Raw genomic sequence first — 17,745 nt, 5'->3', positions numbered from 1 at the left:
TGCGAGGAACTCCGCCTACGCTGGTTGTGCGAGAACGGATCGTGTGCGAACGTCTGGAGTCAAACGTATATCCTAGCGCCGCCACAGGATGGAGTTGCCCCATGTCTGTAGAGATGGACGCCGGGTCCCCGGAGCTGGTCCGCGAGGCGATCATCGCCCGGAACAACGCGACCGTGGACCAGCACTTCCACAACGAGAACCCCGAGGGCATCGACCTCGCCATCGCGGTCTACACCGACGACATCATCTGGGAGGTCCCCGCCCGCGGCCTCCTGCTCAAGGACAAGGCCGAGGTCAAGGCCGAATACCTGAAGATCTTCGACGCCATGCACGTCCACAGGATCACCAACCTCTACCGGTTCGCGACCGAGGAGTGGGTGTTCGACGACAGCATCTTCGAGATCACGGTGAAGACCGACGGGTTCCGCAACTGCCCGTTCCCGCCCGGGACCCGGTGCAGCATGAGGCTGATCCACGCGTTCCAGATGCGCGACGGGAAGATCTGCCGGGAGAACGGCTACGAGCTGTGGCGCCGCGCGGACGACACCGACCGGGTCAACGACGACATCCCGGCCGACGCGAAGGTAACGGTGTTCGACTGATGGCCGTCCTGCTCATCGGCGCGACCGGCAACGTCGGCCCGCACGTCGCCCGAGCGCTGCTGCGCCGCGGCGACGACGTCGTGCGCGTCCTCACCCGCGACGCCGCCCGCGCCGCCACGGTCCTGCCGCCCGGCTGCCAGGTCGTCGAGGGCGACCCCGGCGACGACGACACGGTCGTGACCGCCGCGGCCGGTGTCGACGCGGTCTTCCTGCTCAGCGGCCACGACCACGACATGGCCGACCTGCAGCTGCGCATCATCCGCGCGCTGCGCCGCCTGCCGGTGCGGATCGTCAAACTGTCCGGCACCAGCACCGCGATCAACCCCGACGGCCCGTACACCTGCCGCCAGCACTGGGAGATCGAGCAGGTGCTCGTCAACAGCGGGCAGCCGTTCACGATCGTGCGCCCCAACGGCTACATGCAGACGCTGATCGGCACCATCATGATGCCGGCCGTGCGCGCGACCGGGCGCATCCCCAACGCCATCGGCGACGCCGGCATCAGCCTGGTCGACACCCGCGACGTCGGCGACGTCTGCGCGGAGCTGCTCACCGAGGACCGCTGGACCGGGCAGACCGTCGTGCTCACCGGCGGGCGTGCGGTCACGTACCGCGAGATCGCCGGCCTGCTCGGCGCCGAGACCGTCGACATCACCCCTGCCGACGTGCGCGCCTCGCTGCTGGAGCGGGGCACCGCGCTGTGGGAGGCCGAGCACTTCCAGGAGATGTACCAGCTGTTCCGCGATGGGCAGTCGGAGTTCGTGACGCCCGACGTCGAACGGGTCCTCGGCCGCGCACCCCGCACCGTGGAGGACTACCTCCAGGAGCTGGCCGTCTCCTCCCCCGTGAACGCATGAGCGGGCACCTGAGGACCAGCGTGCTGGTCGTCGGCGGCGGGCCGGTCGGGCTGGCCACGGCGATGGAGCTGGACCATCACGGCGTCGCGTCGGTGGTCGTCGAGCCGCGGGAGCACGTCTCCTACCTGCGCCCCCGCGCGAAAACGACGTCGGCGCGCACGATGGAGCTGTTCCGCCGGTGGGGCCTCGCCGACACCGTCCGGCAGCGCGCCCCGCTGCACGTCGAGTGGTCCAAGGACATCGTCTTCTGCATGTCGGTCACCGGCCGCGAGGTGACCCGGCTGACCGGCACGCTCGGGCTCGCCCTCGCCGGCACCGACGTCGCCGCCGAGCCGGGCCAGCAGGTGGCGCAGCCGATCGTCGAGCAGGCGATGCGCGACTCCCTCGGCCGCCCGGAGAGCCACGCGACGCTCCTGCTCGGCCGGCGGGCCGTCGCGTTCGACGAGCGCGGCAGCACGGTGGTGGTGACGCTCGAGGACGCGGACGGCACCACGTCGACCGTCGAGGCCGACTACGTCGTCGGCGCCGACGGGCCGCGCAGCGCCGTCCGCACCGCGATGGGCGCGGTGTACGAGGGGTCCAGCCTCCCCCGCCCGAACGTCAGCATCACGTTCGAGTGCGCCGAGCTCGGCGACCTGATCCCGCACGGCAACGCCGTCCAGTACTGGGTGCTCGACGCCGCCGCACCCGGGCTCGTCGGCCGCCTCGACCTCGACGGCACCTGGTGGGCGATCGCCACGGTCCGCCCGGACGAGGACGAGGACGACGACCACACCGGCGAGGTCGACGCCACCGCGCTCGTGCACCGGCTGCTCGGCCGGGAGCTGCCGATCAAGGTGATCGCGACCGACCCGTGGTGGGCACGGACGCTGATCGCCGACAGGTTCCGCCGCGGGCGGCTGTTCGTCGCCGGCGACGCCGCGCACCAGAACCCGCCGTGGGGCGGCCACGGGTACAACACCGGCATCGGCGACGCGGTCAACCTCGGCTGGAAGCTCGCCGCCGTCATCAACGGGTGGGCGCCGGAGGCGCTTCTGGACAGCTACGAGGCCGAGCGCCGCCCGGTCGCGCAGCGGTTCGTCGCGGCCGCCGCGGAGAACGGCAAGAGCGGGCCGGCGGTCCTCTCCGCCGCGGCCGGCCTGACCAGCGGTGGCGCCACCGAGGAGGCCGCCGCGGTCATCCAGGCGGCGAAGCGCACCGAGTTCCATAGCGACGGCCTGGTGCTCGGCGTCGGCTACACCGAGTACGCCGACGTGCAGACCACCAACGGATCCGACTACCTGCCGGTGGCCGCCCCGGGCAACCGGCTCCCCCACACCTGGCTGCCCGACGGGCAGTCCCTGTTCGACCGGCTCGGGCCCGAGCTCACCATCATCGGCCCGGCCTGGCACGCCGCCGTGTTCATCCGCCACGCCGAGCGGCACGGCATCCCCCTGGCCGTGCTCGACGACCCCTCGCTCGGACTGGACGCGTTCTTCAGCGGACGACTGGTGCTGGTGCGCCCCGACCAGCACATCGCATGGATCGGCCGTCCGGTCCCGGACGCCGAGGCCGAGCGGATCGTCGACGAGGCGATCCGCGGAGAATGGAGACACCAACCATGACACCCACCGCCACTCCCTTCACCCACACCAGTGCCGACGGCCTGACGGTCACGGGCCGCCGGAACACCCCGCAGACGCCGGCCGCGGCCGCGCAGGTGCCGCTCGTCATCGCGATCCACGGCGGCACGTACACCTCCGAGTACTTCGACATCCCCGGCTACTCGCTGCTGGAGCGGGCCGCCGCGCTCGGAATCCCGGTCATCGCCCTCGACCGCCCGGGCTACCTCGGCAGCACCCACGTGGAGCCCGGCGAGTCGATCATCCTCGCCAACGCGAAGGCCCTCGACCGGGTCATCGGCGAGCTGTGGCAGCGGCACGGCGAGGGCCACGCCGGCGTGTTCGTCATCGGCCACTCCATCGGCGGCGCCGTCACCACCGCCATCGCCGCCGGGCAGCCGAGCTGGCCACTGCTCGGCATCGCGGTCTCCGGCTGCCTGCTGCAGGTGCCCGACGGCCCGCGGATGGCGTTCGACGCGCTGCCCGACATCCTGATGATCGACCTGCCCGGCCCGATGAAGGACAGCGTCATGTTCGGCCCGGCCTGGACGCACGACACGACGATGCCCGAGCTGAGCCACAGCTCCGACACGTCCGTGCCGCGGGCCGAGCTGATCGACATCAACAACGGCTGGATCTCCCGGGTACGCGAGGTCAACGCCCAGGTCACCGTGCCCGTGCACGCCCGGCAGGGCGAGTTCGACGCGCTGTGGATCACCGACGCCGCCCAGGCCGCCGACTACGCCGCGTCGTTCACGTCCGCACCGGTCGTCGACGGGCGGCTCGTGCGAAACGCCGGGCACTGCGTCGACTTCCACAACGCCGGCGCGGCCCTGCAGCTGAGCCAGCTCGCGTTCGCCCTGGAGGTCAGCGTGGCCAAGGACCCCAGTTGAGCACTGCTCTGCTGAACGCCCGGGTGTTCGACGGGTCCCGCCTGGGGGACCCCGCCACGGTCGTGATCGCGAACGGTCTCATCGCACCACCGGGCACGGCGGCCGCGGAAACGATCGACGCCCGGGGAGCCGCGCTGCTGCCCGGGCTCATCGACACGCACGTCCACGTCACCGAGGTCGCGCACCTGGAGGCGGCCGCCCGGTGGGGCGTCACCACCGCGCTCGACATGGGGTGCTGGGACGCGGGCATCCCCGGCAGGCTCAAGGGCCTGCCGGGCCTGCCGGACGTCCGCATCGCCGGCAACCTCGCCAACGCGCCCGGCTCGCATTTCGTGAAGCACATGGGGTTCGGGCCGTCCAGCACCGTGACGGGGCCGCAGGACGCGACCCGGTTCGTCGCGGACCGGGTCGCCGAGGGCGCCGACTACATCAAGATCGCGGTCGAGGACCCGAAGATCCCCGGCACGAAGGCGCTGAGCCCCGAGACCGTCGCCGCTGTCGTGGAGGCGGCGCACGCCACCGGGCTGCTGACCATCGCGCACGTGGTCAGCGCCGACACGCTCACCGTCGCCGTCCGGGCCGGCGCCGACATCGTCACGCACACGGCGCTGACCAGCGAGCTGGACGCCGCGTTCGAGGCGCTGCTCGCCCGGCGCCGGGTCGTCATCGTGCCGACGCTGACCATGATGGACGGCGTCGTGCGCAACATCGGCGGCAAGCTGATCATGCGGGTGCTGGGCACCCTGATGCCGGGGATGCGGATGCGGTACGAGCATGCCACCGCGACCGTGTCGACGTTCCGGAAGGCGGGCATGACGGTGCTCGTCGGCACCGACAGCAACGACAACGTCAAGACGCCCTGCCAGGTGCCCTACGGCGAGTCGATCCACGAGGAGCTGCGGCGGCTGGTGGACGCCGGCCTCACCCCGGCCGAGGCGCTGCGCGGCGCCACGTCGGCCGCCGCGGACACCTTCGGCCTGGCCGACCGCGGCGTGATCGCCCCCGGCCGCCGCGCCGACCTGCTGCTCGTCGGCGGCGACCCGGCCGCCGACATCACCGCGACCCGCGACATCCGCGGCGTGTGGATCGGCGGCACGCGGGTCCGCTGACCGCCCCCTGACGGAAAGGCAACGACATGATCGTGGTCACCGCCGCCAACGGCAACCAGGGGCGGCTGCTGATTCCCAAGCTGCTCGACGCGAAGCTGCCGGTCCGCGCGTGCGTGCGGAGCGTCGAGTCGGCCCGGCGACTGCACCAGATGGGGGTGCCGGACGTGGTCGTCGGCGACGTCAGCGACCCGGCCGTCGCGGCCCGGGCCGTGCACGGCGCGCAGCAGGTCTACCACATCGGCCCGACCCTGCACCCGCGGGAACGCGAGATGGGCCGCACCGTCGTCGACGCGGCCCGCGCCGCCGGCGTGCGGCACTTCGTCTTCAGCTCGGTGCTGCACGCCATCACCACCGACCTCGTCCAGCACGAGATCAAGCGCGACGTCGAGGAGCACCTGCTGTCCTCGGGGCTGGAGTTCACCATCCTCCAGCCAGCCAACTACATGCTGCCGTTGAAGCTCAAGCCGGTCTTCTCCCGCGGCGTGTTCGAGCTGTCATGGTCCCTGGAGCGCCGCCAGTCCATGGTGGACCTCGACGACGTCACCGACGTGGCGCGCACCGTCCTCGCCGACGGCGCGCGCCACTACGGCGCCACCTATGAGCTGGCCGGGCCCGGCCGGTACACCGCGCACGAGCTCGGCGAGATCATCTCCCGGGTCCTCGGGCGGCCCGTCGAGGTGCGCCGGATCGACGCCGACACCTACCTGAAGGCGTGGGTCGGCGACGCGGACCCGCGCGAGGTGACCCACCAGCTGCGGGTGCTGCGCTCCATCACCGAGCGGTACAGCAGCCACGACTTCGTCGGCAACCCCAACGTGCTCACCTGGCTGCTCGGCCGCCCGCCCACCACCTTCGAGGCGTACGTGCGCAAGCACGCGAACGGAGTCGCATGAAGCTCACCGGCAACACCGTCCTCATCACCGGCGGCGGCAGCGGCATCGGCCGTGGGCTCGCGGAGGAGCTGCACCGGCGCGGCAACACGGTCATCGTCGCCGGTCGGCGCGTCGCCGCCCTGGAGGAGGTCGCCGCCGCCAACCCCGGCATGCGGTGGGTGCGGCTCGACGTGTCGGACCCGGCGTCGATCGCCGTCGTCGTGCCGCAGCTGATCGCCACGTATCCGGACCTCAACGTGGTGGTCAACAACGCCGGCATCATGTTCGGCGACGACCCGGCCGAGCCGATCGACGACGCGGCGCTGACCGCGATCGTCGCCACGAACCTGCTCGGCCCGATCCGGCTCAACTCGGCGTTCGTCACGCACCTGCGGTCGCTGCCGTCGGCGACCATCGTCAACGTCAGCTCGATGCTCGGCTACGCGCCACTCGCCTCCTCGACGCTGTACTCGGCGACGAAGGCGGCCCTGCACTCCTACACGCTGTCGCTGCGGTACCGCCTGCGCGGCACCCCGGTGTCGGTGCTGGAGATCGCGCCGCCCTACACGCAGACCCACCTCATGGACGTGAACCTGACCGATCCCCGGGCGATGCCGCTGCGGGACTACCTGGACGAGACCATGGCGGTCCTCGCCACCGACGAGGTCGAGATCCTCGTGCGGCGGGCGGCGGAGCGTCGCGACACGCAGCGCCCCGACGAGGTCGGGTTCACCACCCGGTTCAACGACCTGATGGGCGCCTGACCGCTTCTGATCAGAACGGGGCCGGCCCGCTGCCGGTCAGCGACATCAGCACCTGGGTCGCCAGGAGGCGCCGCACGCCGGTGACGGCGACCGTGCCGACCTGCTCGTACGGCAGCTCGATCTGCCCGCCGGTCGCGTCGCGCACCTCCGTGCTGACCTCATTGGGGCGGAACGTGCCGCTCCAGCCGCCGGGTGCGCCGCGGTTGTTGGTGTTCAGCGACGCCATGCCGGTGACCCGCGCCCCGGTGGTGAGGACCAGCGTCGCGGGTCCCGAGTAGGTGGCCATGATGTCGACGGTATCGGCCGGCGGCCGTCCGGGTCCACGGAAGGCCCACTTGAGGGGGGCCTGAAATACGCCTTAAATGCTGCCCCGAGCTGTACTGACAACGTTGACACACGCCTATTTTTGCTCTTCGATCGGAGTTGTCGCACTTTGCACTGATCAATGCATTGGAGGCATGATGCGCATCCCGAAACGGCTGCTGGCGGCGGGGATCGCCGCCGCGGGCGTGATCACCGTCGTCACCGTCGCGGTCCGGGCACCGGCCGAGGCGGCGACCGGCTCGACCGTCGTCAGCGCCGCCTCCGGCCGCTGCCTCGACGTCGTCGGCCAGTCGCAGGCGGACAAGGCCCTCGTCAACATCTACGACTGCAACGGCCAGGCCAACCAGGCGTGGACCTTCACCGCCGCCGGGGAGCTGCGGGTGTACGACTCCCCCAAGTGCCTGGACGTCGCCGGACACGACACCACCGCCCCGGCGACCGCGCAGATCTACACCTGCAACGGCGGCGCCAACCAGAAGTGGCGGATCAACACCAACGGCACCATCACCGGCGTCGAGTCGGGCCTGTGCCTCGACGTGACCGGCGCCGCCACCGCCAACAGCACGCCGGTCGCCCTGTGGACCTGCAACGGGCAGAGCAACCAGCGGTGGACGACCGCGGCCGGTGACTCGCAGCCGCCGACGGTGCCCGGCAACCCCCGGGTCAGCAACCTCGTCTGCGACGCCGTCACGTTCTCCTGGAACGCGTCCACCGACAACGTGGGCGTCGCGTTCTACGACGTCTTCCACGACGGCCAGCTGATGAAGTCGGTGACCACGCTGTCCACCGACCTCACCGTCGTGCCCGGGGTCACCTGGGGCCTGTACGTCAACGCCCGCGATGCCGCCGGCAACGTCTCGCAGGCCAGCACCACGGTGCCGATCACGCCGCCGCAGTGCCAGGCCGACACCACGCCGCCGACCGCGCCGACCGGGCTCACCGGATCCGCGTCCGGCACGACCGTGACCCTGCGGTGGACCGCCGCCACCGACAACATCCAGGTCCGCGCGTACGACGTCTACCGCGACAACGCGAAGGTCGGCACGATCACCGGGACCGGCACCACCACCCCCGCGACCACGTTCATCGACAGCGCCCTGGCCGCCAACCGGGCCTACGCCTACCAGGTCGTCGCCCGCGACGCGCAGGGCAACGTGTCGCCGCGCAGCGACACCGCCACCGTCACCACGGGCGCCGCATGCGGCAGCTCGGTCTGCGCCGTCACGCAGATCGGCACCGACACCGACATCCCGTGGGGCCTCGTCACGCTGCCGGACGGCACGATCCTCTACACCCGGCGCGACGCGCACGACATCGTCCACCTCAACCCCAACACCGGCGCGAAGAACAGCATCGGCACGGTGCCGAACGTGCAGAACACCGACGGCGAGGGCGGCCTGCTCGGACTCGCGATCTCGGCCAACCACGCGAGCGACCACTGGCTGTACATCATGCACACCTCGCCGTCGGACAACCGGATCGTGCGGATCAGGTACGAGAACGGCACCCTGAACACCGGCAGCGAGCAGGTCCTGCTCAGCGGCATCCTGCGCAACAAGTTCCACGACGGCGGCCGGCTGCGGTTCGGCCCCGACGGCAAGCTCTACGCCAGCACCGGCGACGCGCAGAACGGCGACAACGCGCAGAACCTCAACAGCCTCAACGGCAAGGTGCTGCGGCTCAACCCGGACGGCACCGTGCCGTCGGACAACCCGTTCGGCAACTACGTCTGGAGCTACGGGCACCGCAACCCCCAGGGGCTCGCGTTCGACTCGCAGGGACGGCTGTGGGAGCAGGAGTTCGGCAACGCGATCATGGACGAGACCAACCTCATCCAGAAGGGCGGCAACTACGGCTGGCCGGCGTGCGAGGGCACCAGCGGCACGTGCGGCACCGCCGGGTTCATCGCGCCGAAGCGCACGTACCCGACGGCGGAGGGCTCCTGCTCCGGCATCGCGATCGTCCGTGACGTGCTGTACATAGCCTGCGAGCGCGGCACCCGCATGTACCGCGCGGTCATCAGCGGCACCTCGCTGACGAACGTGCAGGCGTACTTCAACGGCACGTACGGCCGGCTCCGCACCGTCGAACCGGCGCCGGACGGCGGCCTGTGGCTGACCACCAGCACCACCGGCGACAAGGACAGCATCCCGAACAACAGCAACGAGAAGCTCTTCCACGTCACGCTCGGCGCCTGATGGTTTGAGCGCAACGGCCCGCCCTCGTCGGGCGGGCCGTTGCGCTTGGTGCTCAGCGGGCCGACCACACCTGCGCCGCGCTGCCGTTGCACTCCCACAGCTGGACGAGGGTGCCGTCGGCGGTGCCGCCACCCGCACGCCGCCGTTCACTGCTGCAAATGCACCATGATCGCGGTGTTACGTCCATCGACCAGTGCCGATTGCCTTGCCTAGTGTCGCGGTCGGGCCCGTTACGAGCGGGCCGACCAGCGAACCGAGGAGCCGGCAATGACAGGCCAGCACGACGACGACGCCGCCCTGGACGAGAACCGTCCGGGCGGACCCGCTCTGACCCGCAAGCAACTGCTGCGCGCCGCGCTCGTCGCCGCGCCGGTGCCGATCCTGCTCGCGGGGGTGCCCGCGCTCGCCCGGGACACCGACCAGGTGAGCCTGGCACCGACGCCGATGTGCGACGACGGCGACGACGAGACGCCGCCGCAGATGGAAGGCCCCTACTTCAAGCCCAACTCGCCGCAGCGGACCGCGATCGCGACCGGCCTGCCCGGCACCCGGCTCACGGTGTCCGGCTACGTCTTCGGTACGTCGTGCAGCCCCGTCGCCAACGCGTTGTTGGATTTCTGGCAGGCGGACAACGCCGGCGCGTACGACAACGCGGGATACCGGCTGCGCGGCCACCAGTACACCAACGGGCAGGGGGCGTTCAGCCTCACCACGATCGTGCCGGGGCTCTACCCGGGACGGACGCGGCACATCCACGTGAAGGTGCAGGCGCCCGGCCAGCCGATCCTCACCACGCAGCTGTACTTCCCGGGCGAGCCGCGCAACTCGACCGACAGCCTCTACGACCCGCGGCTGCTGATGACCGTCCGGTCCGTCAGCGGCGGCCGGGAGGCGACGTTCGACTTCGTGCTGGACGTGCCGGGCGTGCCGCCGACCACCCCGCCGACCACGCCTCCCACCACGCCTCCGTCGACCCCTGGTGGCACGTGGGCCGCCGGTCAGGTGTACGCCGCCGGCGCCCAGGTCACCTACGCCGGGGTGGCGTACCGCTGCCTGCAGGGGCACACCGCGCAGCCCGGCTGGGAGCCGCCGAACGTGCCGGCCCTGTGGCAACGCCTCTGACTGTTGGATTCATGGGTGCTTCGCGGCACGGAATCGCAGGGAGGGGCCGCCGGTGCTGACGGCCGGGTCGGGAAAACCGGCCCGGCGCAGCCTTTCCGGGAGGGTCGCGGGGTCGACGGGCACCATGACGTCGCCGAGGTGCAGCAGCCGGAAGCGACGGCTCACGAGGCTGTCGCTGCCGGCGAACACACCGCCCGCCGTCAGCACCCGGCACGCCTCGGCGAACAGCCGGTCCTGCAGCTCACGCGACGGCACGTGGTGCAGCATCGTGAAGCACACCACGGTGTCGAAGCTGCCGTCCGGGAACGGCAGGTCCGTCCCGTCGCCCCGCACGACGTTGCCGAACGTCGCCCGCAGCCGCGCCACGTGCCGCGGGTCGATCTCCACGGCGGTCAGGTCCGCACAGGCACGCGCCAGGACGCGGGTCGTCGCGCCGAACCCCGGCCCGATCTCCAGCACCCGGCCGTGCAGGGGGACACCGTTGAGCGCCCACGGCAGCAGCCGGCGCTCGACGGTCCCGCCCCAGCGGGCGGAGCGGCACAGGACGTTGTGGATGCCGTTCATGGTTGCGACGGTACGATGGCCGCCCGCCGCTACACTGCCAACCGATGTCGAGTTCCGGCCATCCGGTGATCGTCGCGCGGGACTTCCAGCTCACGGCGGGCACCAGGTTCCCCGTGCACCGCCACGCGACGCACCAGCTGACGTGGGCGGCGAAGGGCGTCGTCAGCGTCACCGCGCCCGGCGGGGTCTGGGTGCTGCCGGCGACGCGGGCGCTGTGGATCCCGGCGGGCACGCCGCACGCCCTGGAAGGTGGGCCGGCGGTGGCCCGGGCCGTCTACGTGGACCGGGCCCCGCGCGGCTTCCACACCCCGACCGTCGTCGTGGTCACGCCGTTGCTGCGGGAGCTGGCCGCGCACCTCGCGACGTTCCCGCCACTTCCTGCTGCCGCTTCGGCTTCTGCTTTGGATGCCGCTTTCGCTGGGCCTGTGCGGTCCTCTGCGGCCGCGCGGCGGCGGGCGGAGGCGGTGCTGCTGGATCTCCTCCAGCCGGCCGGGGTCGCGACGATCGACGTGCCGATGCCTGCCGACCCGCGGGCGCTGCTGGTCGCCGAGGCGGTCGTCGCCCGCCCTTCCGACGGGCGCGACCTCGACGGCTGGGCCCGGCACGCCGGCGCGAGCGCCCGGACCCTGGCGCGGCTGTTCACCGACAGCACGGGGATGAGCTTCGGCCGCTGGCGCACCAACGTCCGGCTCCGCGCGGCCCTGTCCCTGCTCGCCACCGGCACGCCGGTCGCGGTGGTGGCGCGACGGGTCGGCTACCGCTCACCGAGCGCGTTCATCGCCGCGTTCCGGCAGGCGTTCGGCGTCTCCCCCGGCGCCTACTTCAGCCTCTGAACCGCCTTCAGCCTTGAACCGCGCTGCCGCAGCCTCTGGCCCTCTGGGTCTGGACCGCACTTCTGTCGCCTTGCTCCGGGCCTCAGTCGCCGGGGATCGGGATGGGCGTCGGCAGCGGCACGGGCGCGGTACACCGGACGTCGGCGAGCGTGTCGGCGATCATCGTCTGGTGCTCGCGCAGCAGCGGCAGCGCCTTCCGCGCGAACGTCTTCAGCTTCGCGTTGCGCCCCTGGTCCGCCTCCTTCTCGAACGCCCCGATCGCCGCCACGTGGTCGAAGTACTCGACCGGCGCGTACGAGCAGTCGAACACCGGCCCGGTCGTCGTCCCGAACAGCGTCAGGATCGCGTCCTGCTCCTCGCTCGGCGCGTCCGGCACCTCCAGGCCCAGCTCCTTCCCCAGCGCGGTCAGCTCCGCGCCCGCCTTCGTATGGTCCGCGACCATCCGGTTGCCGAAGGCGCGCACCCCCTTGTCGTGCGCCTGCTGCGCGGCCATCCGGCCGGCGGCGACCTCGAACGCGCCTCCGTGCCCGGCCTCCGCGACGAACGCCCGGTCCTGCGCCGAGACCCGTCCCCCCGCGGCGGACGCCGGGGCCGCGGCCCCGGTTGCGGCGAGCGCGACGGCGGCGGGCAGGGCACAGAGCCGGATGAGTGCGGCACGCATGGCATTGACCTCCAATGTTGGCGGCGTTGTCTCACGTACCCCTTTCCAACCCACGACGCCGCTAACGCTCAGTACGGGTGCAACTTCAATCCGTCACGTACTGCCAGACGGCGTCCCAGCTGATCGGGAAGTCATGCCCCGCGAGCCGCACCCAGTACAGGTCCTCGTCACCAGCCCGCTGCGGCAGCACCGCCACCACGGTCCGCCGCTCGCCCGGCACCCCCGGGACCTGGAGCTCGTCGCCGACGCGTGGGAGGGGCGGCGGCTCGTACCAGAGCAACCGCCGCCCGAAATGCTCCAGCCGCCATTCAGCATCGCTGCGGCACACGGTCGGCACCCCGTCGGCCCCTGCCGTCACCGGATACGCGCCGAGCCCGTCGAGCAGCTGCCGTCCGCTGCACCGCCACGCTTCCCGCCCCGGCACCGCCAGATCCCCGTCAAGGTGCCGTACGATCCGTTCCGTCACCTCTTCCGGCTCGGGCAGCACCCCGTCGAACCAGTGCCAACACCGCTGCACTGTTCCCCGGTCTTCCTGGTCTTCCTGCGGCAGCGTGTCGATCACCGTCGACCAGCCGCGCCCACTGCTCCACTCGACGACGAACCCACGTGCCATCGGGTGCGCCCCGACCGCCCTGGCCAGGTCGATCACCAGCCGCCCACGCAGGTCGAGCGTCGGCTGCTCCACCTCCCGGCACAGCACACCAACGCCCCGCTCCGCCAGCGCCCGCTCGACGGCAAGGAGGTACCCGAGCTGCGGAACCCGCCCCGCGAGCGTGACCGGATCGACGCCGTCAGCACCTTCCCGCAACGCCACGATGCCAGCGGTCGCCTCGAGCAACTGCCGGACGTCACCACCCCAGCCCGCGGCGAGCGTACGGGCGGCAAGCTCCAGCTCGAACCCCTCGACGTCCCGCACCGCGGACAGCACGATGAGCACCTCAGCCCGCCGCACCGTCGACACGGCAGCCGATCCTACCGACGGCCGTTCCTGACGTCCCACCGCACTTCGCCGGCAGTCGGCCACCCGCACGTCTTGCATACTGCGGAGATGACGGTCTACGACAGCATCGGCACCACGTACACCGCGACCCGCCGCCCCGACCCCCGCATCGGCGCCCGCATCGCCGCCGCCCTCGGCGATGCCCAGTCGGTGCTGAACGTGGGCGCGGGCACCGGCGCCTACGAGCCGCCGCAGACCGTCCTCGCCGTGGAACCCAGCCAGGTCATGATCGACCAACGCCCACCCGGCTCCGCCCCCGTCGTCCAGGCACGCGCGGAGGCGCTCCCCGTCGCCGACAACGCCGTCGACGCCGTCATGGCCGTGCTCACCGTGCACCACTGGACCGACCTCACCACCGGCCTCGCCGAGCTGCGCCGCACCGCCCGCCGCCGCGTCGTCATCCTCACCTGGGACCAGTCCGTGACCCGCGAGTTCTGGCTCGTCAAGGACTACCTGCCCGAAGCCGCCGCCCTCGACGACACCCGCGCCGTCCCACCCGCGCACCCTCGCCGCCCTCCTCGGCGGCGCCCGCATCGAACCGGTCCACGTCCCCCACGACTGCAGCGACGGCTTCGGCGTGGCCTTCTGGCGCCGCCCCGACGCCTACTTGAACCCCCTCGTCCGCGCCGGCATGTCCATGCTGTCCCAGATCGACCCCGTCACCCTGCAACCGGGCCTCAACCGCCTCGCCGCCGACCTCACCTCCGGCACCTGGCACACCCGCTACCACCACCTCCTGTCACAACCCGACTTCGACGGCGGCTACCGCCTCGTCATCGCCGACCGCTGACCACGCCCCCCTCGGCGCCCACGCCCCCGCCTGCTGGTCCGTCACCGCCCTTCCACACGCACGCCACCCCCTCGCCGCCCGCCGATCCGCCACCGTCACCACGGAACTGCCCCGCCCACGCCCACATCCAACGGCGCCCCACCGCCGCCCCATCATCACCATCGGCACGCACGACGCCGCCTGCCAGTCCGTCACCTCCGTCGGCACGCACGCCGCTGCCTGCCAGTCCGTCACCTCCGTCGGCACGCACGCCGCCGCCTGCCAGTCCATCACCGCCCGTCGCGGTGCGCGCTGCCTCGTCTGCCGATCAGCCACCGTCGACCTCTCAGCCTCCTCCGGGACCGGTGACGACGCCGTGCTCCCACGCCCAAGCAGCGATCTCGACCCGGTTGCGCAGGCCCAGCTTGGACTGGATTCCTGACACGTGACTCTTGACGGTGCTCAGCGAGATGAACAGCTCACTGGCGACCTCCAGATTCGTGCGCCCGCGGGCGATCGAACGCACCACATCCGTCTCCCGATCCGTCAACGGCTTCGCGCTGCCCGTCGCCGCCGGCACCGCCATCCGCCGCAACAGCCGCACCGTCACCGACGGCGAGATGAGCGCATCACCGGCATGCGCCGCCCGAACCGCCTCAACAAGCAACGCCGGCCCGGCATCCTTCAGCAGGAACCCGGTAGCTCCACCACGCAGGGCCCCGTACACGTACTCGTCGATGTCAAACGTGGTCACCACAATGACCCGCAACGGGTCCGCGACGCCCGGCCCGGCAAGCGCCCTGGTCACCTCCAGCCCATCGGCACCAGGCATCCGAACGTCCACAAGCGACACATCAGGCCGCAACCGACGAGCCATCTCAATCGCGGTGAGCCCATCAGCGGCTTCCGCAATGACTTCGATGTCCGGCTGGTCCTCAAGGATGAACCGCAGGCCGCTCCGGATCAACGCCTGATCGTCAGCGATCAACACCCGAATCGTCATCGTGACCCTGGCAACGAACCCGGCAACGCCCCACCCGACGGCCCGGACGACAACCCGTCGGACGACCCAACTGACGGCCCGGACGGCGACTCACCCAACGACCCTGGCGGCACGACACCTGACGACTCAACAGGCCGCTCAGACAACCCTGACGACCCACCGGCCGGCGCGCCCGGCGACGACCCAGACGGCGCTCCAGGCGATGGCAATCCTGGCGGCGACGCGGACGACGTCCCAGACGACGCCGACCCTGACGATGACACAGACGACGTCCCAGACGACGCCGACCCTGACGATGACGCGGGCGGCGATCCACACGACGGCGGTCCTGACGATGACGCGGGCGACGGCCTGTGCAGCGATGCCACTGCATGGCCGGGCAGCGGGAGGGTGCCCTGCACCTGCCATCCCCCGCCGGGAGCAGGACCCGCGGAGAGCGTGCCGCCGAGGGCCTCGACCCGCTCGCGCATGCCGACGATTCCGTATCCACTGTGGACCGGTGGTGGGGCGCCCTCGCCGTCGTCGGCGACGCGGACCATCACCGTCCCTTCTGACTCGGACAGTGCGACGGTGACCGAGCGCGCGCGGGCGGCGTGACGGGCCACGTTGGTCAGTGATTCCTGCACGACCCGGTGGACCGCGCCGGCCACCTCGACCGGCCACTGATCCTCGTCCGCCGGCAGCTCGAGGTGGACCGGTGGACCGGTCCGCTCGAACCGCCAGACGAGGTCGGCGATCCGCTCCTGCCCCGCCGACACGTCCCAGCCGCCCGCTCCGTCGCCTGCATCGTCGCGGAGCACTCCGACCACCCGGCGGACCGCGGCGAGCGCCTCGGCGCCGGCGGCCTCGATGTCGGCGAACGTCTTCCCCGCCTTCACCGGGTCCCGTCGGGCCATCAACTGTGCCGCCTGGGCCTGCACGACGATGCCCGTGACGTAGTGGGCGACGACGTCGTGCAGCTCCCGGGCGATGGTGAGCCGTTCGTCGCGGCGGACCGCATCCACGGCCGCGAGCCGGCGCGCGTCGAGCAGTCGCAGCCCGACCCCGATGAGCAGGCCGGCGGCCCACGCGAGCGCGCCGAACATGGTCACTGCGAACGCGCCGGACTCGCCGGGGTGGGCGAACGCGCCCACGGCGATGACGGCGAGACTCGCCGCGGCGATCCAGGCAGCGACCCGCAACGGCCCGACGCGGGTCACGGAGCCCACCAGCACCGCGAGCGCCAGGGACACGGCGGGACCCGGCTCCGCGGGCAGCCCGGCGATCGGCGCGGCGGACACGGCAACGGCCGCGACCGTCAGGCCGGCCACCGCCGCCCGCAGCCTGCCACGGTGCCGCAGCAGCGCAGCGACGCCGGCCAGCATGCCGGCGAGCGCGCCTGGCAGGAAGTATGCGCCGCCCCAACTGGCCGCGATGGCAACCGCCGTGCCGGCCACCACGATGGCGAGCGCGGCGGCGAGACCGATGTTCCCCGCGAGCTTCACGGGACCAGCCTAGGAGTGTCACGGGCGGGCCGTACCGGTCAAAAGTAGGGTTCTGCGGACCCGTCCTCGGACTGATGTGCCGCCGCCGCGACGTGACGACGATTGGCGCATGTTCACTTCAGCACCACCGCCGGCCCTGGAGACCGAGGGCCTCACGCGACGCTACGGGCGACGGACCGCCCTCGCCGACTGCACGCTGCGGGTGCCGCCGGGGCGGGTCGTCGGGCTCGTCGGGCCCAACGGCGCCGGCAAGTCGACGCTGTTGCAGCTGGCCTGCGGGCTGATCACGCCCACGTCGGGGGCCGTCCAGGTGCTCGGGGCTCGGCCCGGGACGCGGCTGGACCGGGTCGGGTTCGTCGCCCAGGACACGCCTGTCTATGCGACCTTGACCGTCGCCGAGCATCTGCGCCTCGGGGCGCGTCTCAACCCGGGCTGGGACGCCGCGTTCGCGCAGCGGCGCGTGGGGGCGCTCGGCCTCGACCCGAAGCAGCGCGCTGGCCGTCTGTCCGGCGGGCAGCGGGCCCAGCTGGCGTTGACCGTCGCGGCCGCGAAGCGACCTGAGCTGCTCATCCTCGACGAGCCCGTCGCGGCGCTCGACCCGCTCGCGAGGGAGGGATTCCTGCGCACGCTGATCGAGTCGGTGACGGAGCTCGGTGCGACCGCGATCTTGTCGTCGCACCTGCTGTCGGACGTCGAGCGGGTCTGCGACCACCTGATCGTCCTCGCGGGCGGCAGGGTGCAGTTGGCGGGCGATGTCACCGCGCTCCTGGACGCTCACCACAGGGCGCCTGCACCACCGCCGGGCGCTGACGTGGTGCATGGCGCGGTCGTGCGTGGACCGCTGCCCGCTGGTGATGGTCTCCACGGCGCGCGAGCAGAGGGAGCATCGGCCGCGGGGCCTGTGCGGCTGGAGGAGCTCGTGCTCGCCTACCTGCGGGACGGTGCGCGATGACGCGGCTCGCAGGGTGGCAGCTCTGTCTCGCCGATCCGCAGGGCGGTGCCCAATTGACGCGGCTCGCAGACCGACAGCTCCGTCCCACCGACCCGCAGGGCCGTGCGCAAATGACGCGGCTCGCAGACCGACAGCTC

General features: G+C 71.9%; 18 protein-coding genes and 1 pseudogene. 13 read left to right on the top strand and 6 right to left on the bottom strand.

All coding sequences use genetic code 11. The features are described 5' to 3' along the window. Positions 1–101 precede the first annotated feature (101 nt). From ABZ321_RS17465 to ABZ321_RS17435, 7 genes are read left to right on the top strand one after another with little or no spacing between them, the layout of a single operon-like run. Entirely contained in the window at positions 102–602 is a 501-nt protein-coding gene (locus tag ABZ321_RS17465; RefSeq protein ID WP_354892140.1) for a nuclear transport factor 2 family protein, read from the top strand. Then, complete coding sequence (locus ABZ321_RS17460; protein WP_344510510.1) at positions 602–1,459, top strand: NAD(P)H-binding protein; 858 nt, start codon at positions 602–604, stop codon at positions 1,457–1,459. Before ABZ321_RS17465 ends, ABZ321_RS17460 begins: the two co-directional genes overlap by 1 nt. Further along, positions 1,456–3,063 carry an FAD-dependent monooxygenase gene (locus ABZ321_RS17455; protein WP_354892138.1) on the top strand — a complete coding sequence of 536 codons (1,608 nt, stop codon included), beginning with the start codon at positions 1,456–1,458 and terminating at the stop codon, positions 3,061–3,063. The genes ABZ321_RS17460 and ABZ321_RS17455 overlap by 4 nt, the downstream gene beginning before the upstream one ends. After that, positions 3,060–3,953: an alpha/beta hydrolase gene (locus ABZ321_RS17450; RefSeq protein ID WP_344510514.1), complete on the top strand. Its 894-nt coding sequence runs from the start codon at positions 3,060–3,062 to the stop codon at positions 3,951–3,953. Before ABZ321_RS17455 ends, ABZ321_RS17450 begins: the two co-directional genes overlap by 4 nt. Continuing rightward, positions 3,950–5,062 carry an amidohydrolase family protein gene (locus ABZ321_RS17445; RefSeq protein WP_354892136.1) on the top strand — a complete coding sequence of 371 codons (1,113 nt, stop codon included), beginning with the start codon at positions 3,950–3,952 and terminating at the stop codon, positions 5,060–5,062. Before ABZ321_RS17450 ends, ABZ321_RS17445 begins: the two co-directional genes overlap by 4 nt. Positions 5,063–5,088: 26 nt before the next feature. Further along, positions 5,089–5,955: an NmrA family NAD(P)-binding protein gene (locus ABZ321_RS17440; protein WP_344510517.1), complete on the top strand. Its 867-nt coding sequence runs from the start codon at positions 5,089–5,091 to the stop codon at positions 5,953–5,955. Then, complete coding sequence (locus ABZ321_RS17435) at positions 5,952–6,698, top strand: SDR family NAD(P)-dependent oxidoreductase (RefSeq protein ID WP_354892132.1); 747 nt, start codon at positions 5,952–5,954, stop codon at positions 6,696–6,698. The genes ABZ321_RS17440 and ABZ321_RS17435 overlap by 4 nt, the downstream gene beginning before the upstream one ends. A gap of 10 nt (positions 6,699–6,708) precedes the next feature. Here the strand turns inward: ABZ321_RS17435 and ABZ321_RS17430 are convergent, their stop codons facing one another. Beyond that, complete coding sequence (locus tag ABZ321_RS17430) at positions 6,709–6,984, bottom strand: hypothetical protein (RefSeq protein ID WP_344510519.1); 276 nt, start codon at positions 6,982–6,984, stop codon at positions 6,709–6,711. Positions 6,985–7,159: 175 nt separating this feature from the next. Between ABZ321_RS17430 and ABZ321_RS17425 the strand changes: the two genes are divergently transcribed. Both ABZ321_RS17425 and ABZ321_RS17420 read left to right on the top strand, forming a co-directional pair. After that, positions 7,160–9,220 carry a PQQ-dependent sugar dehydrogenase gene (locus ABZ321_RS17425; RefSeq protein WP_354892129.1) on the top strand — a complete coding sequence of 687 codons (2,061 nt, stop codon included), beginning with the start codon at positions 7,160–7,162 and terminating at the stop codon, positions 9,218–9,220. Positions 9,221–9,487: 267 nt separating this feature from the next. Further along, positions 9,488–10,342, top strand: coding sequence for a carbohydrate-binding protein (locus ABZ321_RS17420; RefSeq protein WP_344510523.1), 855 nt, complete (start codon positions 9,488–9,490; stop codon positions 10,340–10,342). A gap of 9 nt (positions 10,343–10,351) precedes the next feature. Here ABZ321_RS17420 and ABZ321_RS17415 read toward each other — a convergent pair whose 3' ends face one another. Next, complete coding sequence (locus tag ABZ321_RS17415; protein WP_354892126.1) at positions 10,352–10,906, bottom strand: class I SAM-dependent methyltransferase; 555 nt, start codon at positions 10,904–10,906, stop codon at positions 10,352–10,354. A 44-nt stretch (positions 10,907–10,950) separates the two neighbouring features. Here ABZ321_RS17415 and ABZ321_RS17410 point away from each other — a divergent pair, with 44 nt between their 5' ends. After that, entirely contained in the window at positions 10,951–11,739 is a 789-nt protein-coding gene (locus ABZ321_RS17410; protein ID WP_354892123.1) for a helix-turn-helix transcriptional regulator, read from the top strand. A gap of 82 nt (positions 11,740–11,821) precedes the next feature. Here ABZ321_RS17410 and ABZ321_RS17405 read toward each other — a convergent pair whose 3' ends face one another. Together ABZ321_RS17405 and ABZ321_RS17400 are read right to left on the bottom strand one after the other, a co-directional pair. Next, positions 11,822–12,400 (bottom strand): DUF4142 domain-containing protein, encoded by a 579-nt coding sequence (locus ABZ321_RS17405; protein ID WP_344510529.1) that lies wholly within the window; start codon positions 12,398–12,400, stop codon positions 11,822–11,824. Positions 12,401–12,485: 85 nt separating this feature from the next. Next, positions 12,486–13,439, bottom strand: coding sequence for a DUF6292 family protein (locus tag ABZ321_RS17400; protein ID WP_354892120.1), 954 nt, complete (start codon positions 13,437–13,439; stop codon positions 12,486–12,488). 9 nt (positions 13,440–13,448) lie between these two features. Here ABZ321_RS17400 and ABZ321_RS17395 point away from each other — a divergent pair. Both ABZ321_RS17395 and ABZ321_RS17390 read left to right on the top strand, forming a co-directional pair. After that, positions 13,449–13,730, top strand: a pseudogene (locus ABZ321_RS17395) (methyltransferase domain-containing protein); the annotation flags it as partial. A 247-nt stretch (positions 13,731–13,977) separates the two neighbouring features. After that, a complete protein-coding gene (locus ABZ321_RS17390; RefSeq protein WP_354892209.1) occupies positions 13,978–14,190 on the top strand; it encodes a hypothetical protein in 213 nt (70 codons plus the stop codon). A gap of 325 nt (positions 14,191–14,515) precedes the next feature. Here the strand turns inward: ABZ321_RS17390 and ABZ321_RS17385 are convergent, their stop codons facing one another. Then, positions 14,516–15,172 (bottom strand): response regulator transcription factor, encoded by a 657-nt coding sequence (locus tag ABZ321_RS17385; protein WP_354892117.1) that lies wholly within the window; start codon positions 15,170–15,172, stop codon positions 14,516–14,518. Next, positions 15,169–16,656, bottom strand: coding sequence for a sensor histidine kinase (locus tag ABZ321_RS17380; RefSeq protein WP_354892114.1), 1,488 nt, complete (start codon positions 16,654–16,656; stop codon positions 15,169–15,171). The genes ABZ321_RS17385 and ABZ321_RS17380 overlap by 4 nt, the downstream gene beginning before the upstream one ends. Positions 16,657–16,765: 109 nt before the next feature. On the opposite strand from ABZ321_RS17380, the gene ABZ321_RS17375 reads away from it, so the two are divergent. Continuing rightward, positions 16,766–17,608 (top strand): ABC transporter ATP-binding protein, encoded by an 843-nt coding sequence (locus ABZ321_RS17375; RefSeq protein ID WP_354892111.1) that lies wholly within the window; start codon positions 16,766–16,768, stop codon positions 17,606–17,608. The last annotated feature ends 137 nt before the right edge of the window (positions 17,609–17,745 follow it).

Origin of the sequence: Dactylosporangium sp. NPDC006015 (assembly GCF_040614215.1) — a bacterium.
Lineage (GTDB): Bacteria > Actinomycetota > Actinomycetes > Mycobacteriales > Micromonosporaceae > Dactylosporangium > Dactylosporangium maewongense.
This window is presented reverse-complemented; position numbering and strand designations above follow the sequence as displayed.